The following is a 25,057-nucleotide window of genomic DNA, read 5'->3' as shown; positions in this document are numbered from 1 at the left end:
CCATCTTAACCCGTGATACGTCAGGCTACCGATGCGTTGGCGGCGCCAGCGCCAGTAGAACGCAAACGTGAGTCAGGCGGGTTAATGACGTGTCACGACACGAGAAGAGATATTTAATGACCATTGCTCTGGAATTAAAACAGCTCAAAAAAACCTACCCCGGCGGGGTTCAGGCGCTGCGGGGAATCGACCTGCAGGTCGAGGCGGGGGATTTCTATGCCCTGCTGGGGCCGAACGGGGCCGGAAAATCCACGACTATCGGCATCATCAGTTCGCTGGTGAATAAAACCTCCGGTCAGGTCAATGTCTTTGGCTACGATCTGGAAAAAGACGTCGTCAATGCCAAGCGTCAGCTTGGCCTGGTGCCGCAGGAATTTAACTTCAACCCGTTCGAGACCGTGCAGCAGATTGTCGTTAACCAGGCGGGCTACTACGGCGTCGAACGCAAAGAAGCTGTCACCCGCAGCGAAAAATACCTAAAACAGCTCGATCTGTGGGAAAAACGCAACGAACGCGCGCGGATGCTCTCCGGCGGGATGAAGCGTCGCCTGATGATCGCCCGCGCGCTAATGCATGAGCCGAAGCTGCTGATCCTCGACGAACCGACCGCTGGCGTCGATATTGAACTGCGTCGCTCAATGTGGGGCTTTCTTAAGGATCTGAACGATCGCGGAACCACCATTATCCTGACCACCCACTATCTCGAAGAGGCCGAAATGCTATGCCGCAACATCGGCATCATCCAGCACGGCGCGCTGGTGGAAAACACCTCGATGAAAGCATTGCTGTCGAAGCTGAAGTCAGAGACCTTTATTCTCGACCTCGCGCCAAAAAGCCCGGTACCGAAGCTCGAAGGCTACCAGTATCAACTGGTCGATACCTCGACGCTGGAAGTCGAGGTTCTGCGCGAGCAGGGGATTAACAGCGTCTTTGCCCAACTGAGCGCCCAGGGGGTGCAGGTACTGAGTATGCGTAACAAAGCTAACCGTCTGGAAGAGCTGTTTGTCACGCTGGTGCATGAGCGAAAAGGAGAGTCAGCATGATGCAGCTTTATTGGGTCGCGCTGAAAAGCATCTGGACCAAAGAGATCCACCGTTTTATGCGCATCTGGATCCAGACGCTGGTGCCGCCGGTGATCACCATGACCCTGTACTTCGTGATTTTCGGCAACCTGATCGGGTCGCGCATCGGCGAGATGCACGGCTTTACCTATATGCAGTTTATCGTGCCGGGCCTGATCATGATGGCGGTGATCACCAACGCTTATGCCAATGTCGCCTCGTCGTTCTTCAGCGCCAAGTTTCAGCGCAATATTGAAGAGCTGCTGGTGGCGCCGGTGCCGACGCATGTGATCATCGCTGGCTACGTTGGCGGCGGCGTGGCGCGCGGACTGTGCGTGGGGATCCTGGTGACGGCGGTATCGCTGTTCTTTGTGCCGTTCCAGGTTCACTCCTGGCTGTTTGTCGCCCTGACGCTGATCCTCACCGCGGTGCTGTTCTCGCTGGCGGGTCTGTTGAACGCGGTGTTTGCCAAGACCTTTGACGACATTAGCCTGATCCCGACCTTTGTGCTGACGCCGCTGACCTACCTCGGCGGGGTGTTCTACTCGTTGACCCTGCTGCCGCCGTTCTGGCAGGGGTTGTCGCATCTGAATCCCATCGTCTACATGATCAGCGGTTTCCGCTTCGGCTTCCTGGGTATCAACGATGTGCCGCTGGTGACCACCTTTGCGGTGCTGGTGGTCTTCATCGTCGCCTTCTATCTGCTTTGCTGGTCGTTAATCCAGCGCGGCCGCGGCCTGCGCAGCTGATGCTCATCACGGTTAGCGCTTCCTGATGCCAATACGCGAAGCGCTAACCGCTTATCTTTGACCGCCATCACCGATACGCCATCCTCCCCTTGCTACATTGTTGGCTGGCTAAGGAGGGAAGCATGCTTGGTTGGGTCATTACCTGCCACGATGAGCTGGCGCAGGAGATGCTGGATCGTCTTGAACGAAAATTTGGTCCGCTGGCCCAGTGCCGGGCGGTCAATTACTGGCGCAATCTTAGCAGTAATATGTTGAGCCGGATGATGTGCGATGCGCTGCATGCCACCGACTCCGGGGACGGGGTCATTTTCCTGACCGACAGAACCGGCGCGGCGCCTTATCGGGCCGCGGCGCTGATGAGCCACAAACATACCCACTGCGAAGTGATCTCCGGCGTCAGCTATTCATTACTTGAGCGAATGTATCTGCTGCGGAACACGTTAAGCAGCGAGGCGTTTCGCCAGGCCATCGTCAGCGCGGGCGGGCCAATGGTGAGCAGCTTGTGGCATCAGCAGCAGAAGAATCCCCCGTTCCGCTTGCGCCATGATACCTTCGGAAATTAAGCAGCGTGACAGATGCTGCTTTTGTTACAATAACTGCCGTTGATGGTTTACCGGTTCGATGCGCATGCTTGCCCGATTTTTTACGCTGCTTCTTTTACTGACCTCGCTCAGCGCTTCCGCCAGTCTGCTTAGCCAGCAGGGCAAGCCTGTGCGCTATATGCAAACCACCGAAGACGCGGTTATCTGGGCGCAGGTGGGGAATCATGTGGTCAGCGTCGGCAATGTGCGTGCCGGGCAGATCCTCGCGGTCGTCCCGACGGCGGCTGACTATTATGAATTTCGCTTCGGCTTCGGCACCGGGTTTATTGATAAAGGCCACCTCGAGCCGGTACAGGGTAAGCAGCGAGTGGAGGACCGACTGGGGGATCTCAATAAACCGTTGAGTAACCAGAATTTGCTCACCTGGAAAGATACGCCGCTCTACAACACACCCGCCGTGAGCAGCGTGCCGTTTGGTACGCTGGCCACTAACCTGCGCTATCCGATCCTCAGCAAGCTAAAAGACCGGCTCAATCAGACCTGGTTTCAGATCCGCATTGGCGACCGGCTGGCGTGGGTCAGCAGTCTGGATGCACAGGAAGATAATGGTATTCCCGTACTGACCTATCATCACATTCTGCGCGACGAAGAGAACACCCGTTTCCGCCATACCTCGACCACGACCTCGGTACGCGCCTTCAACAACCAGATGACCTGGCTGCGCGATCAGGGCTATACCACGCTGACCCTGTATCAGCTGGAAGGCTATGTGCGTAATAAAATCAACCTTCCGGCGCGGGCAGTGGTCATCACCTTCGATGACGGCCTGAAATCGGTAAACCGTTACGCCTATCCGGTACTAAAGCAGTACGGTTTTCATGCCACCGCGTTTATTATCTCCTCGCGTATTAAGCGCCATCCGCAGAAATGGGATCCGAAATCGCTGCAGTTCATGAGTATTTCTGAACTCCGGCAGATCCAGGATGTTTTTGATATTCAGTCGCATACCCACTTCCTGCATCGGGTTGACGCCGGCCGCCGGCCGATTTTATTCAGCCGCAATTACCATAATATTCTGTTTGATTTCGCCCGCTCGCGCCGGGCGCTCAGCCAGTTTAATCCGCATGTTCTCTACCTTTCCTATCCCTTCGGCGGCTATAACGCCACGGCGGTGCAGGCGGCGAATGACGCCGGGTTTCATATGGCGGTGACGACGGTGCGTGGGAAGGTGAAGCCGGGGGACAATCCGTTTCTGCTAAAGCGGTTATATATCTTACGCACGGATTCGCTGGAGACGATGTCGCGGCTGATCAGTAACCAGCCGCAGGGGTAATACCGGCGCTGTGCCTGAGCGCAGCGCCGCGGTCATCAGGCGACCTGCACCGGAATGGCTTTCGCCTGGCGCTTCATTTCATTGTCGCCTTCGAAGTAGGCGATGTTGGGCTGCCAGCGGCGCGCCTCTTCGTCCGACATGGTGACGAAGCTGGCGATGATCAGGATATCGCCGACGCTGGCGCAGTGCGCGGCGGCGCCGTTGACGGAGATGATTCTGGAGCCCCGCTCGGCGGCAATGGCGTAGGTGGAGAAACGGTTGCCGTTGGTGACGTTCCAGAGGTGAATGGTTTCATTCTCCAGAATACCGGCCGCATCCAGGAAATCCTGGTCAATGGCGCATGAACCTTCATAGTGCAGGTCAGCCTGCGTGACTTTTACGCGGTGGAGCTTGCCCTGCAGCATATTACGCATCATAACTTCTACCCTTCAACCTTAATGTAGCAGAGCGGACAGGTCGTCCGCCCTGAGAAAAGCCCGGGCAAGTATTGCCCGATTTTTACCCGCTGTCTACTGACCGAGCGTGACGATCTGGTTGTCGATCAGGCGGGCCTGACCCAGCCAGGCGGCCATCAGGATCACCGCGCGCTGGCTGGCATCCGTCAGCTCAAGCAGGGTGTCGGCATCGCGGATCTGAATGTCGTCGGCGCGGAAGCCTTTTTCATTCAGCTCCTGTTCAGCGATAGCGATGATCTCATCGAGCTGGCGATCGCCGGCGGCCAGTTTTTCCGCCACCGCGCTCAGCACTTTGTAGAGGCCGGGAGCGATTTTGCGCTGGTCGGCGGTCAGGTAGCCGTTACGCGAGCTCAGCGCCAGGCCATCTTTCGCGCGGACGATTGGCACGCCGATAATCTCGATATCGTAGCCCATGTCGGCGACCATCTTGCGGATCAGCGCCAGCTGCTGGAAATCTTTCTCGCCGAAGCAGGCGACGTCCGGCTGAACCAGATTGAACAGCTTACTGACGATGGTCGACACGCCGCGGAAGTGGCCCGGGCGGCTGGCGCCTTCCAGCATAGTGGACAGGCCTGGGACGTCGACGTAGGTCTGGCCTTCGGTGCCCTGCGGGTAGACTTCCGCCGGCGTCGGCGCGAAGACAAAGTCGACATGGCGCTTGTTCAGCTTTTCGCAATCATCCTGCAGGGTACGCGGATAGCGCGCCAGGTCGTCGGCGCGGTCAAACTGCATCGGATTGACGAAAATACTGACCACCACCACGTCCGCGCTGGCTTTAGCCTCATCAACCAGCTTCATATGACCATCATGCAGGTTGCCCATCGTCGGAACCAGCGCGATACGCTTACCTTCCTGACGCAGACGGCGGATATGCTGACGCAGCAGCAGCACGGATTCAATAATCAGCACAACAAGACTCCTTAATGGAAACTGTGTTCTTCGCCCGGATAGACCCCGGATTCAACTTCGGCAATATACTGCCGTACCGCGGCGCGGATGTCGCCCGCTTCGGCAAGGAAATTCTTGGCGAATTTAGGGATGTGGCCGCCGGTGATCCCGAATGCGTCATGCATCACCAGGATCTGCCCGTCGGTGACGTTGCCCGCGCCGATGCCGATCACTGGAATGGTCAGGGCGTCGGTAATGCGTTTCGCCAGTTCTACCGGGACGCACTCCAGCACCAGCAGCTGCGCGCCAGCCGCTTCCAGCGCTAATGCGTCGTCAAACAGGGTCTGCGCTGCATCGCCGCGCCCCTGCACTTTATACCCGCCGAATACGTTTACCGACTGCGGCGTGAGGCCGAGGTGGCCGCAAACCGGCACCGCGCGTTCCGCCAGCATCTTCACGGTATCGGCCAGCCAGGCGCCGCCTTCGAGTTTGACCATATTGGCGCCAGCGCGCATCACGATGGCCGCATTTTCGAAGGTCTGTTCGGGGGTGGCGTAGGCCATGAACGGCAGGTCGGCAAGCAGCAGGCTGTTCGGCGCACCGCGGCGGACGGCGCGGGTGTGATAGGCGATATCTTCCACGGTGACCGGCAGGGTGGAGTCGTGACCCTGTACCGTCATTCCCAGGGAATCGCCCACCAGCAGCACATTAATGCCTTCATCGGCGAACAGCTTCGCGAAGCTATGGTCGTAGGCGGTAATGGTGGCAAAGCGCTTCTTTTCCTGTTTGCATTTCTGCAGCAGGGCAATGGTGGTCGGTTTCATAACATTTCCTGATGATGAAAGTCATATTAACCGGCATTCTAACAGCAGCATTCAGAGGGGCAATGATTTTGGGCAACCGATTACGACGATCGCCGCAAATGCTAAAAAAGGAGAGGGGATTACCAGCTCGCGGGTTTTTCCGCGCCCAGATCATCCAGCACGGCGCGCAGCGCAGGGCCGTCAGGAAAATGGAGATCCGGAGCGATCTCGAACAGCGGCCAGAGCATAAAGCCGCGGTTTTTCATATCATAGTGCGGAACGGTCAGGCGCGGGCTATTGATGACCTCATCGCCAAACAGCATGATGTCGAGGTCGAGCGTGCGCGGTCCCCAGCGTTCAGCTTTGCGCACCCGACCCTGCTGCAGCTCGATGCGCTGAGTGTGATCGAGCAGCGCATCGGGCGCCAGGGTGGTTTCCAGCGCGACGGCGGCGTTGAGATAGTCCGGCTGATCCTGCGGGCCCAGCGGCGGCGTGCGGTAGAACGAAGAGACGTTCACCACGCGGCTGTGCGGAATATCGCCCAGCGCGCGGATGGCTGCCTGCACCTGCTCCAGCGGAGAAGCAAGGTTACTGCCAAGCGCGATATAGACCAGGGTCATGCGTTACCCTGACGCGGCGCGCGTTTGCGCGGACGACGGTGGCGACGGCGTGGCGCCGGATCGTCCCCGAGGTCGTTGAGCATGTCTTTTTGTTCCGGCGGCGCGGCGACCTGGAATTCGCCCCACCATTTGGTCAGACGCTGCAGTTCGCTGTTGTTTTCCGCCCCGGCGCGCAGCTCCAGCAGATCGTAGGCGGCACGGAATTTCGGATGCTCCATCAGTTTCCAGGCGCGTTTGCCCTGGCGACGGGACATGCGCAGCTGCAGCTGCCAGATATCACGAATAAGGGTAGTGATGCGTTTAGGGATCGCCAGCGTACGGCAGGCTTCGTCCAGGACATCGTTCATCGCCAGAGCGAAGGCGTCGTAGTACGCCAGGCCGCTCTCCTGGGCGATTTTTTGCGCCGTCTCCAGCAGCGGATACCAGAACATCACCGCGAAGAGGAAGGCCGGATTGACGCGCATGTCGTTATGAATGCGGTTATCGGTGTTCTTCAGCACCTGGCTGATGATCCGCTCCATCGGGCTGTCGCCGCGCTCGGTAAAGTAGCGGGTGATGGTCGGGAACAGCGGCTGGAACAGGTTGTATTCGCGCAGCAGCATGTAGGTCTGGTAGCCATACCCGGCCTGCAGCAGCTTAAGCACCTCTTCGAACAGGCGTGCCGGCGGCACGTCGTGGAGCAGGGTGGCCAGGCGCGGCAGTGGTTCAGCCGTTTCCGGGCTGATACGCATATCCAGCTTGGCGGCAAAGCGCACCGCGCGCAGCATGCGTACCGGATCTTCGCGATAGCGGGTTTCCGGATTGCCGATCAGGCGGATCACGCCGTCCTGCAGATCCTTCATGCCGCCGACGTAGTCGCGAACGGTAAAGTCAGCCACGCTGTAATAAAGGCTATTGATGGTGAAGTCGCGACGCTGGGCATCCTCTTCGATCGAGCCGAAGATGTTATCCCGCAGCAGCATGCCATTCTGGCCCTGCTGGGAGGTCACGCGATCGGTGGTGTGCCCTTCGTGGTGGCCGCGGAAGGTGGCCACTTCAATGATTTCCGGCCCGAACATGACGTGCGCCAGGCGGAAACGTCGCCCGACCAGACGGCAGTTGCGGAACAGCTTGCGCACCTGATCCGGTGTGGCGTTGGTGGTGACGTCAAAATCTTTCGGCTTTTTGCCAAGCAGCAGGTCGCGGACACCGCCGCCGACCAGCCAGGATTCGTAGCCTGCCTTGTTGAGGCGGTACATGACCTTGAGGGCGTTTTCACTGATATCTTTGCGGGAAATAGCATGCTGCTCACGCGGGATCACCGTCATAGGCATGGGTTCGACGGCGGCTTCTGCCTCGCGCTCCTCACGGCTTAGCACCTTACGGCAAAAATTAGCGACTCGGGTAAAAATGGTGCACCTCGTAGTGTCAGACGGACTTCAGATCAACTGTACAGTATAAAAATAGCGGCTAATCATAGCTCAGCGGGAGCCATTTGAGAATGCTCGATTTTTGCGGGCTGCCAGTTGGCGACGGCCTGACTGAGTAAATCGTCCATGCTCAGGGCTTGCCAGTCCTGGGCGATGTCCTGATTAAGAAACCGGAGCGCCCGGACAATTTCGGGGCGCGGATCGCCTTCCGGCAGCGCCGGTGCGTGGTTTTGTTTAGAGAGTTTATTCCCGTCAGCATTGAGGGCCAGCGGCAGATGGAGGTAGTCCGGCGCCTGCCAGCCAAAATGCTGATACAGTGAAATCTGCCGGACCGTCGGCTCAATCAGGTCAGCGCCGCGGACGATCTCGGTGATCCCCTGAAAGTGGTCATCAACCACCACCGCCAGATTGTAGGCAAACAGGCCGTCGCGACGGTGGATAATAAAATCCTCGCGCGCCAGCGGCTCGTTGGCGACCAGCGTGCCGCGCAGGCGATCGGTGAACTGCAGCACCGGACGGGTCTGGCGCAGGCGCAGCGCGGCGTTTTCCGCCCCCAGCCCGAGGTCGCGGCAGTGACCATCGTAGATCCCGCCTACGGCATGGATCCGCGCGCGGGTGCAGGTGCAGTAATAGCTCAGCCCTTGTTCACCCAGCCAGGCCAGCGCCTCGCGGTAAGCTTCATGTCGTTGCGACTGCCAGAGCACCTCGCCGTCCCAGTGCAGACCGTAGTGGTCAAGCTGGCGCAGAATGGTGTCGGCGGCCCCGGGGACTTCGCGCGGCGGGTCGATATCTTCAATACGAACGCGCCAGATACCCTGGTTCGCGCGGGCTTGCAGGTAGCTGCCGAGCGCGGCAATCAAAGAGCCGAAGTGGAGTTCACCGGAGGGGGAGGGAGCAAAGCGCCCAATATAGCGTGAGTCAGTCATGTTACGGACAACAGAACCAGGCGGGAGAGACTCCCGCCAGAGAGTGAGGCAGCAGGGGATTAGCCCGCCATCTGTTTTTCGCGAATTTCCGCCAGGGTTTTGCAGTCAATGCACAGATCCGCAGTCGGACGCGCTTCCAGACGGCGAATGCCGATCTCCACGCCGCAGGATTCGCAGTAGCCGAAGTCTTCATCTTCAACTTTTTTCAGCGTTTTCTCGATCTTTTTGATCAGTTTACGTTCGCGGTCGCGGTTACGCAGTTCCAGGCTGAACTCTTCTTCCTGGGCGGCACGGTCTACCGGATCCGGGAAGTTGGCAGCTTCATCCTGCATGTGCGTTACGGTGCGATCCACTTCATCCCTGAGTTGATTACGCCATGCTTCAAGAATACGCTTGAAGTGCGCCAGCTGGGCTTCGTTCATATACTCTTCGCCCGGTTTCTCTTGGTACGGCTCCACCCCAGCGATGGCGAGAATACTCAGGGACGATGTTTTACGGTTTTGCCCTTCTTGCATGTTGCTTCTCCTTAACACGCACTATCGATCCCCATGTGGGGGAAAATCAGGCCGCTATAAATAGCAGATGCTTTTCCGGATAGCAATTATCTAAACGTTACACTTGACAACCCTGTGAAGAAAAGCGTATTCGCGCTTGCGACCCGAACACTATTTAGCCACTTATTTCCCGGGGTTTAACACCACGGCAATCGGCTTATTCAGAGTCATCTTCGTCGTAGAAAGTTCCGCCTTCCAGGCGAGAATTTCCACCCCCTTGTCGCGGGCTTCTGTTAACAGCTGTGCGTATCTGGCATCAATATGATGCGCGGGAGAGAAACGGTCAATTGCCGAATGCAAAACGGCAAATAAAATCACCGCACGGTCGCCATTTGCCGCGACGGCCATCAGCTCCCGCAGGTGCTTCTGACCGCGCGTGGTTACCGCATCGGGAAAATAACCGTATTCTTTCTCCGCCAACGTAACCGATTTCACTTCAATATAGCAGTTTTGTCGGTCATCTGCCTGTAACATAATATCGATACGGCTATTCTCTTCGCCATATTTCACTTCGCTTTTCAGCTGGTTATAGCCGGAAAGCTCAGGGATTATTCCGGCGGAAATCGCCTCTTTTGCCAGCGAATTCGCGCGCAGCGTATTGACGCAAATAACCGCGCCCTGTTGCGTTTCAGTTAATTCCCAGGTGTGGGCATATTTGCGCTTCGCATTGTCAGAAGTGGAATACCAGACGGTGTCGCCCGGGGCGGCGCAACCGGTCATTGCGCCGGTATTGGGGCAGTGAAGCGTCAGCTCACGGCCATCGGGGGTAACCACGTCAGCAAGAAATCGTTTGTAACGTTTAAGCAAAATAGCGGGCTGTAACGGCGGATCAAACTGCATCAACTTTCCTTATGAAACGGATAACGTTCCAGCGCCGTGTAGCGCGTGCGCCCCCGGCCGAAGCTGGACTCATAAAGCACGAACTCGTTCACCGGAAACGACCAGTGAAAGCCGGGAGCCGGGATCGGCACCGCCTGGCGGGCATCGCGCCACAGGGTAATATGCGGATGAAACGGCTGCGGGCTCTGATAGCAGCCGCTGCGCGCCGCCTGAGCGCGCAGCATACTGGCGAGCTGCAGCAGGCCGCGCGGCGGCTGACGGGTCCCGAGCCAGACCACCCGCGAGCGCAGCCACTGTCCGGCATCGTCCAGTGTCAGGGTAAAGCCCGGCTGGCGCAGCCGGCCAGCGAGGGCGGCCAGCGCCCGCTGTTTTTCCGCGCTCACCTCGCCGAGAAACGCCAGCGTCAGATGGAGGTTATCCGCCGCGACGGGCCTGCCGGCATCCTCGGGGAAGTGGCTTGCCCGCCACTGGACGATCTGTTTCTGGACGGCAGACGGCAGTTCAAGCGCAAAAAACAGCCTTTTCGGCTCAGACATGATAGAGACTCGGTAATGAATTAGGGGGATGCTACAATGCGAGCCCCTGAATGTTAACCCCCGGAGCCTTTTGTGTCCTCATTGCCGGTTGCCGCCGTCCTCCCAGAACTGTTATCCGCCCTGCAGCACGCGCCGCAGGTTTTGCTCAACGCGCCGACCGGCGCCGGGAAATCGACCTGGCTGCCGCTGCAGATCCTCGCCGAGGGCAACATCGCGGGACGCATTATCCTGCTGGAGCCGAGGCGCCTGGCGGCGCGTAATGTCGCGCAGCGGCTGGCTGAACTGCTTGGCGAAAAGCCGGGGGAGACCGTGGGTTACCGCATGCGCGCCGAAACCTGCGTCGGGCCGCAGACCCGCCTGGAGGTGGTCACGGAGGGGATCCTGACGCGCATGATCCAGCGCGATCCGGAGCTGGCGGGCGTGGGGCTGGTGATCCTCGATGAGTTTCACGAGCGTAGCCTGCAGGCGGATCTGGCGCTGGCCTTGCTGCTCGACGTCCAGCAGGGATTGCGTGACGATCTCAAGCTGCTGATCATGTCGGCGACCCTCGATAACGATCGCCTGCAGCGTCTGCTGCCTGAGGCGCCAGTGGTGGTCTCGGAGGGGCGCGCTTATCCGGTGGAGCGCCGTTTCAACCCGCTTCCCACGCACCAGCGCTTTGATGAGGCGGTGGCGGTGGCGGCAGCGGAGCTGTTGCGACATGAACAGGGATCGATGCTGCTGTTTCTGCCTGGCGTCGGTGAGATCCAGCGCGTTCAGGAACAGCTGACGGAGCGCGTGGCGGAGGATGTCATCCTCTGCCCGCTGTACGGCGCGCTGCCCCTAAGCGAGCAGCGCAAAGCGATCCTCCCGGCGCCGGCCGGGAAGCGCAAAGTGGTGCTGGCCACCAATATTGCCGAGACCAGTCTGACCATCGAGGGGATCCGCCTGGTGGTCGACAGTGCCCAGGAGCGGGTCGCCCGCTTTGACCCGCGCACCGGCCTGACCCGGCTGGTGACGCAGCGCGTCAGCCAGGCATCGATGACGCAGCGTGCCGGACGCGCCGGCCGTCTCTCTCCGGGGATCTGCCTGCATTTGCTCGGCAAAGAACAGGCTGAACGAGCGGCGGCACAGAGCGAACCGGAGATCCTGCACAGCGATCTGTCGGCGCTGCTGATGGAGCTGCTGCAATGGGGCTGCCACGATCCGTCCGCGCTGGCCTGGCTGGATCAGCCGCCAGCGGTCAACCTGGCCGCCGCGCGCCGCCTGCTGGCGGCGCTCTCGGCGCTGGACGGCGAGCGGCTGTCGGCGTTTGGCCGCAAAATGGCGACCCTTGGCAACGAGCCGCGACTGGCGGCGATGCTGGCCGCTGCGCAGACCGATGACGAGGTGGCAACGGCGGCCAGGCTGGCGGCGATCCTTGAGGAGCCTCCGCGCGGCGGGCTGGTGGATTTGGGCGCCGTCTTTTCCCGTCAGCAGGCCAACTGGCAGCAGCGGGCGCAGCAGCTGATGAAGCGTCTGGCCCGCCGCCGCGGCCAGCCCGATGCCGGAGGAATGGCGGGGCTGCTGGCGTCGGCCTTCGCCGATCGCATCGCCCGCCGCCGCGGTCAGGAGGGGCGCTACCAGCTGGCGAACGGCATGGGCGCGATGCTGGACGCCGACGACGCGCTGGGCCGCCATGAGTGGCTGATCGCTCCGCTGCTGCTGCAGGGCAGCGCCTCGCCGGATGCCCGCATGCTGTTGGCTCTGCCAGTGGATATCGGCGAGCTGATCGCCGCCCGTCCCGAGCTGGCGCAGCGTTCCGACACGGTGGAGTGGGATGAAGCGCAGGGGACGCTGAAAGCCTGGCGGCGGACGGTGATAGGCCAGTTGGTGATCAAGACCCAGCCGCTGGCGAAGCCCTCTGAGGCGGAGCTGCATCAGGCGATGCTCAACGGTATTCGTGAGAAAGGCCTCGGTGTGCTCAACTGGACGCCAGAGGCTGAGCAGCTGCGACTGCGGCTGCAGTGTGCGGCGCAGTGGTTGCCGGAAGAGGCGTGGCCCGCGGTGGATGACGCTTCGCTGTTGGCCTCGCTGGAGGCATGGCTGCTGCCGCAGATGAACGGCGTTCACTCGCTGCGGGCGCTGAAGGCACTGGATCTGCGTCAGGCGCTACAGGACTGGCTGCCGTGGCCGCTGCGCCAGAAGCTGGATCGCGAGCTGCCGACGCACTATACCGTGCCGACCGGCAGCCGTCTGGCGATCCGTTACCATGCGGAGAACCCGCCAGCGCTGGCGGTACGTATGCAGGAGATGTTCGGCGAGGCCACGACGCCGGTTATCGCCGAGGGGCGGGTGCCGCTGGTGCTGGAGCTGCTGTCGCCCGCCCAGCGTCCGCTGCAGATCACCCGCGATCTGAGCGCCTTCTGGCAGGGAAGCTACCGCGAGGTGCAAAAAGAGATGAAGGGACGCTACCCGAAACACGTCTGGCCGGACGATCCGGCCAACACCGCCCCGACCCGGCGCAGCAAAAAATATTCGTAGCCGTCTGGCCGGGCGGTATCCTGCCCGGCCAGGCGGGCAGTAACCGCTAGACCATCTGCTGCCAGAGAAAAATGCCCCCTCCGGCCAGCGCCAGCCAGGGGCCGAAGGCCAGCGGCTGCTGCAGCGACTGCCGGGTCCACAGGCGCTGCAGCAGGGTCCACACCAGCCCGCAGGCCGAGGCGAGCAACAGCACCTGCGGCAGAACCTGCCAGCCGCACCAGGCGCCCAGCGCCGCCAGCAGCTTAAAATCGCCATAGCCCAGCGCCTCTTTCCCGGTCAGCAGGCGGAACAGCCAGTAGACCGACCACAGCGCCAGATAACCGGCCATCGCCCCGGCGACCGCGTCCGGCAGGGCAATGTACACCTCGTTAAGATTGAACAGCAGCCCGGCCCACAGCAGGGGCAGCGTCAGACGGTCGGGCAACAGCTGGGTCCGGGCGTCAATCCGCGCCAGCATCAGCAGGAACGAGAGCAGCAGCAGGCCGCCCGCCAGCGGCAGGCCCGGCGCGAGCAGCGCCCCGGCGAGGATAAACAGCAGGCCGGTGGCCAGCTCGGTCAGCGGATAGCTCCACGCGATGGGCGCCTGACAGCAGCGGGCGCGACGGCCCAGCCAGAGGAAACTGAGCAGCGGGATATTGTCCCGCCAGGCGATCGGCTGGCGGCACTGCGGGCAGGAGGAGCCCGGGGTGCTGAGGGTTATCCGCTCGTCGTCCGCGGTCTGGGTCAACATGCGCGGCAGACGATAGATCACCACGTTGTAAAAGCTGCCCAGCGCCAGGCCGAACAGCAGCAGGAAGCCATACCAGACAAGGGGAAAGTGCAGCGATAATGCCGTTAATGTCGTCATTTTTGCTCCTGGGGTAACCATTTTCCCTGAATCTGCCACGGTGTGCGACCCGGCTCGTTTTTAGAGGCGGGGCGCGTCACCAGCAGCGCCAACAGCGGCGGCATTCCCTGCCGGGGCTGTAGCGTACCGCGAAACAGATAGCGGCCATCGGGCGACAGGGTCCCCTGGCCGCTGAGGCTCAGCTGATGAGAATCCTGGCGGAGGGTCAGCGCCACGGCGCCGTCCGCCGTACAGCGGAAGGTGCCATTAACCTGGGCCAGCTCCAGGCTGCCGACCGGGGAGTGCAGTCGGGCCTGACGCCACTGCGCGCCTCCGGCGGTGATTTGTCGGCAGCGCCCCTCGCTGAAGTGCGCTTCGGCCAGGCTGAAAGTGACCTCTCCCTCGGCGCTGACGGGCATGGTCGACATCAGCCAGCGGCTGAGCAGGCTGGCGGGGGCGGTGAGCCGCCCCTCCTGCAGGCGCAGATCGCGCAGGCCCCACAGCCGGGCCTGACCCTCCACGCCGCGAGGATCGCTGAGAGAGATCTGCCAGCCCGCGAGGGTCAGCGACCACGCCAGTCGTTCAAGCCGTTCGCCATGCCAGTAGACCGGCTGCGCCGCGCCGCGCCAGACGCTGCCGCTGAGGCTGCCCACCTGTACGCCGGGCGGCAGCATCGGGACCAGCAGGCGCGCCGGGGCGGTAGCGGTGAGCCACAACAGATAGAGGACCAGCAGCAGTCCGCCCGCGATCCCTTTAGCTTTCATCGTCGCGCTCCAGCAGCAGATGGTTGACCATAACCCAGCCGGGCCGCGACGGCTGCCCGGTCACGGACAGGGAGACCGCGTTGACGCCACGCATCGCCGGGGCGTCGAGCCACGCCATCAGCGCCTGGAAGGTGCAGGGCTGTAGGGTGACCTGCAGACGTTTTCCCTGCGGCTGCAGGCGGGCGACGGCCAGCCCGTGGCTCGCCGCCTCGCGCATCACCAGGGCGGTGAGCGCCTCTTTTGCCGTCGGCGTGGGCTGCTGGCTGAGCTGCTGCAGGCGCGGGCTCTGCTGCGTCATCCAGCGCAGGCTGGCCTGCTCTTTCATCAGGGTTTGTCGCCACTGCGCCTCCCGGGCTCGCCAGGGCTGCCACAATCCGTACCAGAGGGCGCATACCACCAGCAGCCCCGCGAGTCCGAGCAGCAGGCGTTGCTCGGACGGCGTGCGCTGCCGCCACCAGATAAGCAGATTAGCCATTGTTTTCCTCCAGCGTCAGTTGTCCCTCAATGCCATCCGGTTTCGTGGTCATGTCGCCTGGCCGGACGCGAAACCGCGGCTGCGCCCGCTGGGTGAACTGCTCCAGCGCCCGGGAAGAGACCGCGGCGATATCCAGCTGCAGACGGTTGCCCGCGGCATCCCAGCTCAGCGTCCGCAGGCGGATCCCCGGCGTGTCGCTGAGGATGTTTTGCAGCGCGCTGAGGCGATCGACGAGGGGGGCATGCTGCGCCTGACGGGCGAGGGTTTGCAGGTGTTGCTGCATCTGCAGTCGCGGATTAATCACCTTTTTCTCCGTCGGAAACCAGCGGTGATAGAAAGCCCGGCTGGCCTGCTGCGCCGCCTCGGCCTGACGCGCCAGATCGAGATGGTCCAGCACGCTGTTTGTCCCCACCAGTAACGCCAGAGCCAGTGCGGCATATTGCGCCGAACGCCAGGTCGCCTGTACAGTCCGCCGCCGACGGACGGCAAACTCCCCCTGCAGCAGACTGAGCTTCTGCGCTGCCGGATAGCGTGCGGCAAGGGTCAGCAATGTCTGCGCAGGTTGCGCCCGCCAGACGCCCGGCGCCGCGGGCGGCGGTGAATAGCTGTCGATGACTGGTTCTTCCGCCTCGCTCTGCAGCAGCTCCGTCAGCCAGACGTTTTCCGCCGCCATGCCGCCCCACGGCTGGTGGCGGATCAGCCACTGCTCGTCCACCTGCACCGCGCTCCACGCTGGCGGATGCCAGGGCAGGGCCAGCACGTCGGGCGTCAACGCCAGGGGCCGAAGGGAGAGCGACTCGCAGCGGGCCAGCCAGTCGCGCATTTTCTGCCGCTGTACGGCGACGATCTCGCACTGCGCCTGCTGGCGGTGTAGCAGGGCAAAATGGGTGGCTTCGACATCGTCGGCCAGCTGCTCTTCCAGCAGGAATGGGGCGACCTGCAGCGGCGGTTTACGCAAGCCCGCCGGCAGGGTGAGCGAGTGAAACGCGCAGTCGCTGGCCGGGATCAGCACCCAGGCGGGGTAGTGCGCCGCCAGCGCCGGGAAAGGGCTGGCGTCGTCGGCCGGCCACCGGCCGCTGGCCTCGTGGTGTGGCTCGCCGGGGGCGAAGAGTTGCCAGTGCAGCGGCGCCAGCCCGGGGGCGAAGCGCACGATCAGCATGGCCTGGGGAGAAGCGTTAAACTTATTCATCGACCACCATAGAAAGTCCATATCGCCGCTGGACGACGGTAAACGTGCGCCCCTCCTGTTGCAGGACGCTGTGCAGCTGAAAGCGAAGATTGCCGGTCACCACGCTAAAGGCGGCGATAAAGCGCGTGCTGTGCACCGTCAGCCAGGGGCGGGCAAGCGTGGTATCGGTTTTCTGCAGCGTCGGCTGCGCGAGAAACGCAGCGACGCTGCTCCATCCGGTTCGCGGGCGGTTGTGCAGCAGTTGTTGCGCCTCCTGCAGCGTCAGCTCGCCGGGAAAGAGGGCCACCAGCAGAGCGGCCTGGGAGGGCCGCAGGGTGTTGACATTGACCTGCAGCGCGTCATCCGGCTGGACGCAGACGAAGGGGAGCAAGCGCTGATAGAGGGCGGCGTCCATACCCGCCAGCAGGCGCAGCTCGCTGACATCCTGCATCGGCTGGTTGGCGGCGAGATAGCCCGGGGTTTGCGCCATGTAGACCTCATCCTCTGCTCCGTTCAGCCGCGGCTGGCCGTCGCTGTCCGTCCAGTCGCCAAGGGCGGCGGCGATCTGGCTGGCGCGCAGCGGCGATTCGCCGAGCAGCGCCAACAGCCGGACGAAGACGTCGGTCGGGTAGGGCGTTCCGCCGCTGGTTTCATCCGCGCGATGGTTGATGGCATTGAGGTTAAAGCAGGCGCGCCCGTCGCGGATCGTGGCGCGGATTTCACCATCGTCGAGGGTAAAGCGGCGCCCCTCCTGCGCCCAGCTTTGCGCCAGGTTCGTTTGACTGGGCGAGTCCAGCGCGTCGCGTTGCAGCAGCGCGGCGGCCATGTTTTCCGCCGCCAGGGCGTACCATCTGGCCTGCAGATTATCGAGGGTCACGGCGGTATGCTGATACATGACCGCGGTGCGTTCGGTCATGGCGCTGGCGAGGATCATCATCAGGGCGAGGATGAACAGCACCATCAGGAGCGCGACGCCGCGTTGCCGATTTTTCACTGGCTGCCTCCCGGGGTGAGTAAAAACAGGCGGGTGATCTCCCCGCTGTTCGCCAGCGTCAGGGTGATCTCCAGCCCTTGCGGCAGCGTCTGCGAGCGATCCCAGGTCTCCTGCCAGCGTCCGTCGGCGTAGAAGCGCAGACGAAACGCCGTCACCTCGCGCAATACCACCCGAACCGTCGGCTGGCTGCCGGTCAGCGGATCCTGCTGATCGAAGCTCAGTCGCTCAAGCTGTTGCTGGCGCAGACGGTAGCTGACGTTCTGGATCTCCGAACGCGGGAGGATCCCCAGTGGGTTCGGCCAGCCGCTGCGGCTGAAGGCCAGCCCCCAGTCGTCGCTCTGCAACTGGAAACGTCCGGCGAAGAAAAGCGTGTCGCTGTTTCTGGCGCGACGGGGAATGATGTGCGTGACATCGTCGGCGATCTGGCGAAAGGCGCGCTGGAGGGCGGCGATCTGCTGGCTCTTCTCGCGGGTCAGGCCATCGGCGCGGATGACGTTCTGCAGCACCATCACGGCGGCGGCGCTAAGGACGGCGAGGATAGCCAGCGCCAGCAGCGTTTCAATCAGGGTGAAACCGCGCATTTTCGTTATCATGGCGGCGTCACCCAGGTGCGCAGGGTCGCCAGCGGCGCGGGATCGCTTTTTTGCCGCCGGACCTCCACGTCCAGCGCCCGCAGCTGCGGCAGCGCGGTTTCCACTCCCTGCCAGCGGACAAACCAGCGCGTTCCGGCGGCTTCCACGGTGGTTTCGGACCAGCTGAGGGCGGGCCAGCGTTTCTCCAGCCGCAGCTGCACCAGCTGATTATCCGCCAGCCAGCTGGCGAGGATTTTCTCTTCCATACGCCCAAGCTGGCGCGTCTGCTGCAGGGTGGACTGCATCACCGCCAGACCGGCGAGGGCGAAAATCACCAGCGCGACCATCACTTCGATAAGCGTCATCCCGGCCTGGCGTTTCATGGCTGCTCCCGCGCCGCCAGCGGCTGGCTGTCACCCTGGGCGTCGATGGTGATGCCCGTCGCGGCGTCAATCCGCAGCTGAAACGGTGTGACTTCGCCGCCTGGGAAGATCAGCACGTCGGGCTGCTCGCCTGGCGTCCACGCCTGGCCGTCGGGAAAGCGCAGCGTCAGCCTGGTCCGGGGGAGGGTTTCCGCCGTGGTGACGCGTCCGGCCTGCAGCGGCAGCCACTGCGCGTTGCCCCAGCGGTCATCAGCCGCCGCCGGAGCGTCTTCGTCGGCAGGCTGCAGGCGCATAAACTGCCAGCGGTCAGGGTGGATGACGATCCCGAAGAGCTGACCGGTTTGCTGCCCGCGCTCGCGGACAAAATCCAGCTGCGCCTGAAAGCGCGCCAGGATCTGCGTAGCCTCCTGGGTGCGGGCGGAGGGAAACGCCAGCAGCACCATGCTGGCGCTGACGCCAATCAGCAGCAGGACCAGCATCATCTCAAGGAGCGTGAAACCGCGCTGAGACACTATTTCTTCCCGAGGGTCCAGTTGCCGATGTCGTCATTGGTGTCGGGCATCCCGTCCGGGCCGACGCTGAAGACGTCGATGGCGCCATGCTGACCCGGGCTTAACAGCTGATACTCATTTCCCCACGGGTCCTGCGGCAGGCGGCGGATATAGCCGCCTTCCGGGTAGTTGCGGGCGTGCGGCTCGGCGGCCGGGGCGGTCACCAGCGCCTGCAGTCCCTGCTCGGTGTTGGGGTAGCGGCTGTTGTCCAGTTTATACATATCCAGCGCCCCCTCGAGCGCCACCAGATCGCTGACGACTTTCTGGCGGTCCGCTTTCTCCTTGTTGCCCATCAGGTTGGGCACCACCAGGCTGGCGAGAATGCCGAGAATGACGATCACCACCATAATTTCCAGTAACGTGAAACCGCGTTGCCGTTGCATAGTTTTCTCCATTAATACAGTTACATACTCATAAGGGTGTTCAGTTGCAGGATCGGCTGCAGGATGGCCAGCACGATAAACAGCACCATGCCGGCCATGGTGACCACCAGCAGGGGTTCAAACAGACTGAGGGCCATCTGGATCTGCGCGCTCAGCTCCCGGTCCTGGTTCTCCGCCGCGCGCTCCAGCATCGCGGTCAACTCGCCGCTCTGCTCGCCGCTGGCGATCATGTAGCGCATCATCGGCGGGAACAGGGCGGTGGATTCCAGCGCCCGATGCAGACTGACGCCTTCGCGTACCGATTCGCTGGCCGCCGCCAGCTGGCTGCGCGCCCAGGCGTTGCTGAGGACGCCGGCGCTGATGCGCATCGACAGCAGCAGCGGCACCGCGCTGGCATTGAGAATGCTTAAGGTGCGGGCGTAGCGTGCGCTGTTCACGCTGCGGGCCACGCGGCCGATGACCGGCAGGCGCAGCAGCATCCGGTCCCAGGCGAGCCGCCGGGCGGGCTGGCGCAGCAGATAACGCAGCGTCAGCAGCGCCAGTAGCGACAGCAGCACCAGCCAGGGCCCCGCGCTGCGCACGATATCGCTCAGGCTCATCAGCAGCCGGGTGGAGAACGGCAGGGCCTGTTTCAGATGAACAAACTGCTCAACGACTTTTGGGACCACAGTGGAGAGCAGAATAGCGATCACGCTGATGGCGACCAGCGTCAGCACGATGGGATAGATCATCGCCTGCAGCAGGCGGGCGCGAAGCTGCTGGCGCTGCTCGGTATAGTCCGCCAGCCGGTTCAGCACGCCGTCGAGATGGCCGGAGGTTTCGCCGGCCGCCACCATGGCGCAGAACAGCCCGTCGAAGCAGGCGGGATAGCCGCGCATCGCCTCCGCCAGCGAATGGCCTTCGAGTACTTTGCTGCGCACCCCGGCCATTAACGTTCTTAGCGGCGCCTTTTCGCACTGCTGGGCGACGGCATCGAGCGCTTTTTCCAGCGGGATCCCGGCGGCAACCAGGGTGGCCAGCTGGCGGGTGAGCAGGGCTAAATCACCGGCGCTGGTGCGCCGGGTGAGGGATCCGCCGCGCCACAGCCGGCGCGCCGGGTCGGCGGCGGTCACTTCCAGCGCCAGCCAGCCGTTGTCCCGCAGCAGCTGGCGGGCGTGGCGGGCGGAGTCGGCCTGCTGAACGCCGCGGCGGGTTTTGCCCTGCGGGTCCAGTGCCTGATAGCGAAACAGGGCCATCTCAGACGCTTTCCGTCGTTTGCTGTTCGGTGACTCGCATCACCTCTTCCCAGCTGGTGATCCCCGCCAGCGCTTTGTCGCGTCCGGCATGGCGCAGGGTTTGCCAGGCTGGCCCCAGCTGCTGGATCAGGGTGATCTCATTCTCGCCGCGGTGGATGGCGGCGCGGATGCGGTCGTCAACCAGCAGCAGTTCATGAATACCGGTGCGTCCGCGATAGCCGATGAAATTACACTCCGGACAGCCTTTGGGCTGCCACAGCCGCGCGCCGACCGGGACCGCCATCTGCCGGGCGGTGTCGGCATCCGCCTGCGTGGGCTGACGACAGTGCGGGCACAGTTGGCGCACCAGCCGCTGCGACATCACCGCCAGCAGCGACGTGGAGAGTAAAAAAGGCTCCACGCCCATATCCTGCAGACGGGAAATGGCGCCCAGCGCGCTGTTGGTGTGCAGGGTCGACAGCACCAGGTGTCCGGTCAGCGAGGCCTGGACGGCGATCTGGGCGGTTTCGCCATCGCGGATTTCCCCCACCAGTACCACATCCGGATCCTGGCGCAGTATGGCGCGCAGGCCGCGGGCGAAAGTCATATCGACTTTGGCGTTGACCTGAGTCTGGCCGATGCCCTCCAGCTCATACTCCACCGGATCTTCAATGGTCATGATATTGCGTTCGTGGGCGTCGAGGCGGCTGAGGGCGGCATACAGGGTAGTGCTTTTCCCCGACCCGGTCGGCCCGGTGACCAGAATAATGCCGTGTGGCCGGGCGATCAGCGCGTCGACCCGATCGAGCAGAGCGGGGGGCATGCCCAGCGTCAGCAGATCCAGGTTGACGCTGTTTTTGTCCAGCAGGCGCAGGACGACGCGTTCGCCGTGGCTGGAGGGCAGGGTGGAGACGCGCACGTCGATCGCCCGCCCGCCGATGCGCAGCGCCATCCGCCCATCCTGAGGGATCCGTTTTTCAGCAATATCCAGGCTGGCCATCACCTTGATACGCGAAATTAACAGCGCGGCCAGCCGCCGCTGCGGGCGCAGAATTTCGCGCAGCACGCCGTCGACGCGAAAGCGGATCTGCAGATGGCGCTCATAGGTTTCGATATGAATATCCGAGGCTTTCTCTTTGATGGCCTCGGTGAGCATGGCGTTGATCAGGCGGATGATCGGCGCGTCGTCCTCGCTGTCGAGCAGATCGTCGCTGTCCGGTAGCTCTTCGGCGAGGGTATAGAGGTCGAGCTCATTGCCGATATCGGCCATCATGCGGTGCGCTTCCGCCGAGTCGCGCTGATAGCTGAGCACCAGAACTTTCTCGAACGCGTCCGGCGCCAGACGGCTGACGCTCATCGGTCCGTCCGCCAGGCGACGCGCTTCCAGCAGCGCCCGGGCGGCGGTATCGGAGCGGCACAGCGCTTCGCAGCGTTCGCCGTCGCTGAGCAGCACAAGATGATGCGCGCGGGCCCAGGCAAAGGGCAGCAGCGGACGGCGTTCGGCGGCTGGCGTCATGGGCGGCCTCCGAGGTTAAAGGCGTCAATGGCGGCGCTGACCTGGCGGAAGGCCTGGGTCTCCTGCTTTGGATAGATGTGCAGCAGGTCATTACTGAGTGTCGCTTCGCTGCTGTCTTTGCCCCGCTGTTTGGTTTGCGCATTGTCGAATGCGGTGTACTGGCCGGAAGAGGCCTGACGGTACTCATCACGATCGCGAATGATGGTCGGACGGATAAACAGCATCAGGTTGCGTTTCGACACTTTCTTGCTCTCGGAGCGGAACAGGGCGCCGATCACCGGGATGTCGCCGAGCAGCGGCACTTTGTCGGCGGTATCGGTGACGCTTTTATCCAGCAGCCCGCCAACCACCACCGTTTCACCGCTGCCGACCAGCACGGCGTTATTCACCGTCCGGGTATTGAAGGTCGCGCCGAGATCGCTACTGGTGCTGGAGGCCGAGTCGGCGACGCTCGATACCTCCTGCTCAATCTCCAGCAGCACGGCATCGCCTTCGTTAATCTGCGGTTTCACCTTCAGCTTAATGCCGACGGTTTTGCGCTCGACGGTATTAAAGATGTTGTCGCCGGAGGTGGTTTGCGAGCCGGTTAATACCGGAACTTCCTGGCCGACGTTAAAGGTGGCTTGCATGTTGTCGAGGGTGACGATGCTGGGGGTGGCCAGAATATCGTTCTTGGTACTGCTGGAGAGGGCGGTGAGCAGCATCGCCCAGTTCCCCTGATAGAAGCCGGCGGCGATACCGTTAAACGAGCCCAGAGCGCTGGCCAGCGAGCTGCTGACGGTACCGTCTTTGTTGTATTGGTTGGCGCCAGCGATAACCGTGGAGATCGGCAGCCCGCTGTTGGTGAACTGGGTCATGCCGGCATTTTTATTGGCCCACTGGATACCGAGGTTGAGGCCGTCGGCATCCTGCACTTCGGCGATAATCGCCTCCACCAGCACCTGCGGGCGGCGGATATCGAGCTGGGCGATCACTCGCTCAAGATCGTTCATCACGTCCGGCGCCGCGGTGACGATCAGGGCGTTGGTCTGGCCGTGGGCTTTGATAATGATATTTTTGTCGATCGCGGCCACCGGTTTGGCGCTTTGCTTATCGTTCTGCAGTGAGCTGCTGATCCCGGTGAGGACCTCCACCAGATCGGCGGCTTTGGCGTACTTCAGGTAGATCACTTTGGTGTTGCCCTGCACCGCCTGCTGGCGGTCGAGCTGTTTGATCATGGCGATAATGCGCTGGCGCGAGTTCGGCTCGCCGCTGACCAGTACCGCGTTGGTGCGCTCATCGGCCACCACGTTCGCCACCATCGAGCCCGGCAGCGCCGACTTGCTGCTGTCTTTATTGAGCTCGGTAACCAGTTTGACCACCTCCGCGGCGGAGGCCCAGGAGAGGGGAACGGTCACCACGCTGCGATCCCCGGCGTTGTCGACGCGCTCGACAATGGTCAGCAGGCGTTTGATGACCGCTGCGCGGCCGGTCATCAGCAATACGTTGGAGGGCTCATAATGGACCACGCTGCCGGCGCCGGCGTTATCGTTCAGCTGGCGAAGCAGCGGGGCGAGATCGCGGGCGGCGACGTTGGTCAGGGGCACCACCCGGGTGACCACTTCATCGCCTTCGCCCGGTGCTGCCTCGCTGGCGACCGGGACGGCCGAGGTTTTCGCATCTTTAGCCCGCACCACCTTCAGTACGCCGTTATTCATATTGATCACGGCGAAGCCATACACATCCAGCACGCTAAGGAAGAATTGATAATATTGCTCTTCATTGAGCATATCGTAACTGCGTACGGTAATGGTGCCGCGCACGCTGGGATCGATAATCACCGTTTTATTCAGGTTTTTGCTGACGGTATTGATAAATTCCTGGATATCGGTGCCTTTAAAGCTGGCGGAAAATTCTTCTGCGATGGCCGGACGAAATAGCAGCGGCGTTAATATCAGCAGCACAGTCAGCATTTTCCGCAGTCGTTTTATGGTTGGCAATTATTCATCCCCCAGCGCGAAAGCGATATCGTGTCGTTGACCTTCTCGCTCAACGGTCAGCGTTATTTCGGTCTGTTCATTCAGGTGTTGCAGCGCCTGCTGTGCTTGCGCCTGATCGCGTAAATCAATGCCATTTAGGGCAATGGCTAAATCATTTTCCTGCAGGCCGGATTGACGAAATAGCGAGGCGTCTTTGCCTGGATTAAGGCGATAGCCCTGCAGTTTGTCGCCACTGAGCACCGGCGAAATAGATAAATAAGTGAGGATATTTTGCGGCTGTTCGCGGAGTTGCTTCACAAGAGGCGGAGTGGCCGCTGTAGCGGGCGATGACGACGGCGCGCGGGTATCGTTAAATAACAGAATAGCCTCTTTGCGTCCCTGATAGTTAACGATGATCCGGTCGGGAAGAATGGCGACGATCCGCGCATCATACCCCGGGATAGTATCGCCGGCGCTAAGGCTAACCTGCTGATTTCCTTTTTCTATAATGGCGATGGATCGTGCCGGGTTACTGCTGGCGAGCAGACCCGTAAGGCGTAGTTTCAGGCTGGAAACCGGCACCTGATTGAGGTGGGTTGCATCCGTTGGCGCGGGGTTGTTTTTTGCCGCCAGACCAAACAGGGTAAATACGGGCCGTTCGGTTTTTAATTCCGACTCCGCCATTGGAGAAGCGGTTAATGGCAGGGCGGAAATATCCTCAGGACTCACAGGGAATACCACGCGCCAGGTTAATTTCGCCAGCTGGGGGATAGCGGTTATTAATATGATGAGCGTCACAATTTGTGGTAATAATTTAATTATCCCTTTATTTATATTTGTTAACCCCATCACAGAAACTGGCATTTTAATTCCTTTGCTAATTTATTTTTCTGCACATTGGCGTAATACCCTACCGAAACAGGTAGGTGATTATTGGCTTTTGAATTATTTATTGCCGGAGAGTGGCGATAAGCGTGGCGAATCATAATCAGTTTGCGGTTTCGGGTCGTCATTCCCTTTATTGATTTACTCCCC

General features: G+C 61.7%; 28 protein-coding genes. 5 read left to right on the top strand and 23 right to left on the bottom strand.

What is annotated here, in order from left to right:
- Positions 1 to 116: 116 nt before the first annotated feature.
- From DTA24_RS23460 to DTA24_RS23445, 4 genes are all read left to right on the top strand, one after another.
- Entirely contained in the window at positions 117 to 1,043 is a 927-nt protein-coding gene (locus DTA24_RS23460) for an ABC transporter ATP-binding protein (RefSeq protein WP_039102852.1), read from the top strand.
- Positions 1,040 to 1,810, top strand: a complete 771-nt coding sequence (locus DTA24_RS23455; protein ID WP_008807398.1) for an ABC transporter permease — start codon at positions 1,040 to 1,042, stop codon at positions 1,808 to 1,810. The genes DTA24_RS23460 and DTA24_RS23455 overlap by 4 nt, the downstream gene beginning before the upstream one ends.
- Before the next feature lie 122 nt (positions 1,811 to 1,932).
- Positions 1,933 to 2,373, top strand: coding sequence for a PTS sugar transporter subunit IIA (locus DTA24_RS23450; protein WP_008807397.1), 441 nt, complete (start codon positions 1,933 to 1,935; stop codon positions 2,371 to 2,373).
- Positions 2,374 to 2,431: 58 nt separating this feature from the next.
- Positions 2,432 to 3,685, top strand: coding sequence for a polysaccharide deacetylase family protein (locus tag DTA24_RS23445; protein ID WP_023297072.1), 1,254 nt, complete (start codon positions 2,432 to 2,434; stop codon positions 3,683 to 3,685).
- Positions 3,686 to 3,720: 35 nt separating this feature from the next.
- Here the strand turns inward: DTA24_RS23445 and panD are convergent, their stop codons facing one another.
- From panD to thpR, 9 genes are all read right to left on the bottom strand, one after another.
- Complete coding sequence (gene panD, locus DTA24_RS23440; protein ID WP_004204397.1) at positions 3,721 to 4,101, bottom strand: aspartate 1-decarboxylase; 381 nt, start codon at positions 4,099 to 4,101, stop codon at positions 3,721 to 3,723.
- 93 nt (positions 4,102 to 4,194) lie between these two features.
- A complete protein-coding gene (gene panC, locus DTA24_RS23435; protein WP_008807394.1) occupies positions 4,195 to 5,049 on the bottom strand; it encodes a pantoate--beta-alanine ligase in 855 nt (284 codons plus the stop codon).
- 11 nt (positions 5,050 to 5,060) lie between these two features.
- Entirely contained in the window at positions 5,061 to 5,852 is a 792-nt protein-coding gene (gene panB, locus DTA24_RS23430; protein WP_012542832.1) for a 3-methyl-2-oxobutanoate hydroxymethyltransferase, read from the bottom strand.
- 119 nt (positions 5,853 to 5,971) lie between these two features.
- Entirely contained in the window at positions 5,972 to 6,451 is a 480-nt protein-coding gene (gene folK, locus DTA24_RS23425; protein ID WP_012542831.1) for a 2-amino-4-hydroxy-6-hydroxymethyldihydropteridine diphosphokinase, read from the bottom strand.
- Entirely contained in the window at positions 6,448 to 7,842 is a 1,395-nt protein-coding gene (gene pcnB, locus DTA24_RS23420) for a polynucleotide adenylyltransferase PcnB (protein WP_071582539.1), read from the bottom strand. Before pcnB ends, folK begins: the two co-directional genes overlap by 4 nt.
- A gap of 62 nt (positions 7,843 to 7,904) precedes the next feature.
- Complete coding sequence (gene gluQRS / locus DTA24_RS23415) at positions 7,905 to 8,786, bottom strand: tRNA glutamyl-Q(34) synthetase GluQRS (protein WP_023322074.1); 882 nt, start codon at positions 8,784 to 8,786, stop codon at positions 7,905 to 7,907.
- 59 nt (positions 8,787 to 8,845) lie between these two features.
- Positions 8,846 to 9,301: an RNA polymerase-binding protein DksA gene (gene dksA, locus DTA24_RS23410; RefSeq protein ID WP_007749299.1), complete on the bottom strand. Its 456-nt coding sequence runs from the start codon at positions 9,299 to 9,301 to the stop codon at positions 8,846 to 8,848.
- Positions 9,302 to 9,463: 162 nt separating this feature from the next.
- Positions 9,464 to 10,180, bottom strand: a complete 717-nt coding sequence (sfsA, locus tag DTA24_RS23405) for a DNA/RNA nuclease SfsA (protein ID WP_008807388.1) — start codon at positions 10,178 to 10,180, stop codon at positions 9,464 to 9,466.
- Positions 10,180 to 10,716 carry an RNA 2',3'-cyclic phosphodiesterase gene (gene thpR, locus DTA24_RS23400; RefSeq protein ID WP_008807387.1) on the bottom strand — a complete coding sequence of 179 codons (537 nt, stop codon included), beginning with the start codon at positions 10,714 to 10,716 and terminating at the stop codon, positions 10,180 to 10,182. Before thpR ends, sfsA begins: the two co-directional genes overlap by 1 nt.
- A 72-nt stretch (positions 10,717 to 10,788) precedes the next feature.
- On the opposite strand from thpR, the gene hrpB reads away from it, so the two are divergent.
- Positions 10,789 to 13,218 (top strand): ATP-dependent helicase HrpB, encoded by a 2,430-nt coding sequence (gene hrpB, locus DTA24_RS23395; protein ID WP_123837077.1) that lies wholly within the window; start codon positions 10,789 to 10,791, stop codon positions 13,216 to 13,218.
- A gap of 46 nt (positions 13,219 to 13,264) precedes the next feature.
- On the opposite strand, the gene DTA24_RS23390 is transcribed toward hrpB, so the two are convergent.
- From DTA24_RS23390 to DTA24_RS28460, 14 genes are read right to left on the bottom strand one after another with little or no spacing between them, the layout of a single operon-like run.
- On the bottom strand, positions 13,265 to 14,065 hold the full coding sequence (locus DTA24_RS23390; RefSeq protein WP_008807384.1) for a prepilin peptidase: 801 nt from the start codon (positions 14,063 to 14,065) through the stop codon (positions 13,265 to 13,267).
- Positions 14,062 to 14,808 (bottom strand): type II secretion system protein N, encoded by a 747-nt coding sequence (locus DTA24_RS23385; protein WP_110233515.1) that lies wholly within the window; start codon positions 14,806 to 14,808, stop codon positions 14,062 to 14,064. The genes DTA24_RS23390 and DTA24_RS23385 overlap by 4 nt, the downstream gene beginning before the upstream one ends.
- Positions 14,798 to 15,283 carry a type II secretion system protein M gene (locus DTA24_RS23380; protein ID WP_012968921.1) on the bottom strand — a complete coding sequence of 162 codons (486 nt, stop codon included), beginning with the start codon at positions 15,281 to 15,283 and terminating at the stop codon, positions 14,798 to 14,800. Before DTA24_RS23380 ends, DTA24_RS23385 begins: the two co-directional genes overlap by 11 nt.
- The gene (gspL, locus tag DTA24_RS23375) at positions 15,276 to 16,472 is read right to left on the bottom strand and encodes a type II secretion system protein GspL (RefSeq protein WP_087731211.1); all 1,197 of its coding nucleotides are present in this window, start codon (positions 16,470 to 16,472) and stop codon (positions 15,276 to 15,278) included. The genes DTA24_RS23380 and gspL overlap by 8 nt, the downstream gene beginning before the upstream one ends.
- Complete coding sequence (gspK, locus tag DTA24_RS23370; RefSeq protein WP_012542824.1) at positions 16,465 to 17,445, bottom strand: type II secretion system minor pseudopilin GspK; 981 nt, start codon at positions 17,443 to 17,445, stop codon at positions 16,465 to 16,467. Before gspK ends, gspL begins: the two co-directional genes overlap by 8 nt.
- Complete coding sequence (gene gspJ / locus DTA24_RS23365; RefSeq protein WP_008807379.1) at positions 17,442 to 18,038, bottom strand: type II secretion system minor pseudopilin GspJ; 597 nt, start codon at positions 18,036 to 18,038, stop codon at positions 17,442 to 17,444. The genes gspK and gspJ overlap by 4 nt, the downstream gene beginning before the upstream one ends.
- A complete protein-coding gene (gene gspI, locus DTA24_RS23360) occupies positions 18,035 to 18,400 on the bottom strand; it encodes a type II secretion system minor pseudopilin GspI (protein ID WP_004894160.1) in 366 nt (121 codons plus the stop codon). The genes gspJ and gspI overlap by 4 nt, the downstream gene beginning before the upstream one ends.
- On the bottom strand, positions 18,397 to 18,912 hold the full coding sequence (gene gspH / locus DTA24_RS23355) for a type II secretion system minor pseudopilin GspH (protein ID WP_008807378.1): 516 nt from the start codon (positions 18,910 to 18,912) through the stop codon (positions 18,397 to 18,399). Before gspH ends, gspI begins: the two co-directional genes overlap by 4 nt.
- The gene (gspG, locus tag DTA24_RS23350) at positions 18,912 to 19,334 is read right to left on the bottom strand and encodes a type II secretion system major pseudopilin GspG (RefSeq protein WP_002889054.1); all 423 of its coding nucleotides are present in this window, start codon (positions 19,332 to 19,334) and stop codon (positions 18,912 to 18,914) included. Before gspG ends, gspH begins: the two co-directional genes overlap by 1 nt.
- A 20-nt stretch (positions 19,335 to 19,354) precedes the next feature.
- Positions 19,355 to 20,569 (bottom strand): type II secretion system inner membrane protein GspF, encoded by a 1,215-nt coding sequence (gene gspF, locus DTA24_RS23345; RefSeq protein WP_012968919.1) that lies wholly within the window; start codon positions 20,567 to 20,569, stop codon positions 19,355 to 19,357.
- A 1-nt stretch (position 20,570) separates the two neighbouring features.
- Positions 20,571 to 22,064, bottom strand: a complete 1,494-nt coding sequence (gene gspE, locus DTA24_RS23340; RefSeq protein WP_016160313.1) for a type II secretion system ATPase GspE — start codon at positions 22,062 to 22,064, stop codon at positions 20,571 to 20,573.
- A complete protein-coding gene (gene pulD / locus DTA24_RS23335; protein WP_162493344.1) occupies positions 22,061 to 24,034 on the bottom strand; it encodes a GspD family T2SS secretin variant PulD in 1,974 nt (657 codons plus the stop codon). Before pulD ends, gspE begins: the two co-directional genes overlap by 4 nt.
- Before the next feature lie 9 nt (positions 24,035 to 24,043).
- Positions 24,044 to 24,886 carry a type II secretion system protein GspC gene (gene gspC / locus DTA24_RS23330; protein ID WP_016160314.1) on the bottom strand — a complete coding sequence of 281 codons (843 nt, stop codon included), beginning with the start codon at positions 24,884 to 24,886 and terminating at the stop codon, positions 24,044 to 24,046.
- A complete protein-coding gene (locus DTA24_RS28460) occupies positions 24,871 to 25,008 on the bottom strand; it encodes a hypothetical protein (protein WP_004219434.1) in 138 nt (45 codons plus the stop codon). The genes gspC and DTA24_RS28460 overlap by 16 nt, the downstream gene beginning before the upstream one ends.
- Between the last annotated feature and the right edge of the window lie 49 nt (positions 25,009 to 25,057).

The organism is Klebsiella sp. P1CD1, assembly GCF_003790505.1.
Taxonomy (GTDB): Bacteria; Pseudomonadota; Gammaproteobacteria; order Enterobacterales; family Enterobacteriaceae; genus Klebsiella; species Klebsiella variicola.
Note: the sequence above shows the minus strand (reverse complement) of the source record. Positions and strands in the feature narration are given on the sequence as shown.

Coding starts and splice junctions, on each gene's coding strand:
- DTA24_RS23460 (WP_039102852.1), top strand. CDS start 117: ATGACCATTGCTCTGGAATTAAAACAGCTCAAAAAAACCTACCCCGGC.
- DTA24_RS23455 (WP_008807398.1), top strand. CDS start 1,040: ATGATGCAGCTTTATTGGGTCGCGCTGAAAAGCATCTGGACCAAAGAG.
- DTA24_RS23450 (WP_008807397.1), top strand. CDS start 1,933: ATGCTTGGTTGGGTCATTACCTGCCACGATGAGCTGGCGCAGGAGATG.
- DTA24_RS23445 (WP_023297072.1), top strand. CDS start 2,432: ATGCGCATGCTTGCCCGATTTTTTACGCTGCTTCTTTTACTGACCTCG.
- panD (WP_004204397.1), bottom strand. CDS start 4,101: ATGATGCGTAATATGCTGCAGGGCAAGCTCCACCGCGTAAAAGTCACG.
- panB (WP_012542832.1), bottom strand. CDS start 5,852: ATGAAACCGACCACCATTGCCCTGCTGCAGAAATGCAAACAGGAAAAG.
- folK (WP_012542831.1), bottom strand. CDS start 6,451: ATGACCCTGGTCTATATCGCGCTTGGCAGTAACCTTGCTTCTCCGCTG.
- gluQRS (WP_023322074.1), bottom strand. CDS start 8,786: ATGACTGACTCACGCTATATTGGGCGCTTTGCTCCCTCCCCCTCCGGT.
- dksA (WP_007749299.1), bottom strand. CDS start 9,301: ATGCAAGAAGGGCAAAACCGTAAAACATCGTCCCTGAGTATTCTCGCC.
- sfsA (WP_008807388.1), bottom strand. CDS start 10,180: ATGCAGTTTGATCCGCCGTTACAGCCCGCTATTTTGCTTAAACGTTAC.
- thpR (WP_008807387.1), bottom strand. CDS start 10,716: ATGTCTGAGCCGAAAAGGCTGTTTTTTGCGCTTGAACTGCCGTCTGCC.
- DTA24_RS23390 (WP_008807384.1), bottom strand. CDS start 14,065: ATGACGACATTAACGGCATTATCGCTGCACTTTCCCCTTGTCTGGTAT.
- DTA24_RS23385 (WP_110233515.1), bottom strand. CDS start 14,808: ATGAAAGCTAAAGGGATCGCGGGCGGACTGCTGCTGGTCCTCTATCTG.
- DTA24_RS23380 (WP_012968921.1), bottom strand. CDS start 15,283: ATGGCTAATCTGCTTATCTGGTGGCGGCAGCGCACGCCGTCCGAGCAA.
- gspL (WP_087731211.1), bottom strand. CDS start 16,472: ATGAATAAGTTTAACGCTTCTCCCCAGGCCATGCTGATCGTGCGCTTC.
- gspJ (WP_008807379.1), bottom strand. CDS start 18,038: ATGATAACGAAAATGCGCGGTTTCACCCTGATTGAAACGCTGCTGGCG.
- gspI (WP_004894160.1), bottom strand. CDS start 18,400: ATGAAACGCCAGGCCGGGATGACGCTTATCGAAGTGATGGTCGCGCTG.
- gspG (WP_002889054.1), bottom strand. CDS start 19,334: ATGCAACGGCAACGCGGTTTCACGTTACTGGAAATTATGGTGGTGATC.
- gspF (WP_012968919.1), bottom strand. CDS start 20,569: ATGGCCCTGTTTCGCTATCAGGCACTGGACCCGCAGGGCAAAACCCGC.
- gspE (WP_016160313.1), bottom strand. CDS start 22,064: ATGACGCCAGCCGCCGAACGCCGTCCGCTGCTGCCCTTTGCCTGGGCC.
- gspC (WP_016160314.1), bottom strand. CDS start 24,886: ATGCCAGTTTCTGTGATGGGGTTAACAAATATAAATAAAGGGATAATT.
- DTA24_RS28460 (WP_004219434.1), bottom strand. CDS start 25,008: ATGATTCGCCACGCTTATCGCCACTCTCCGGCAATAAATAATTCAAAA.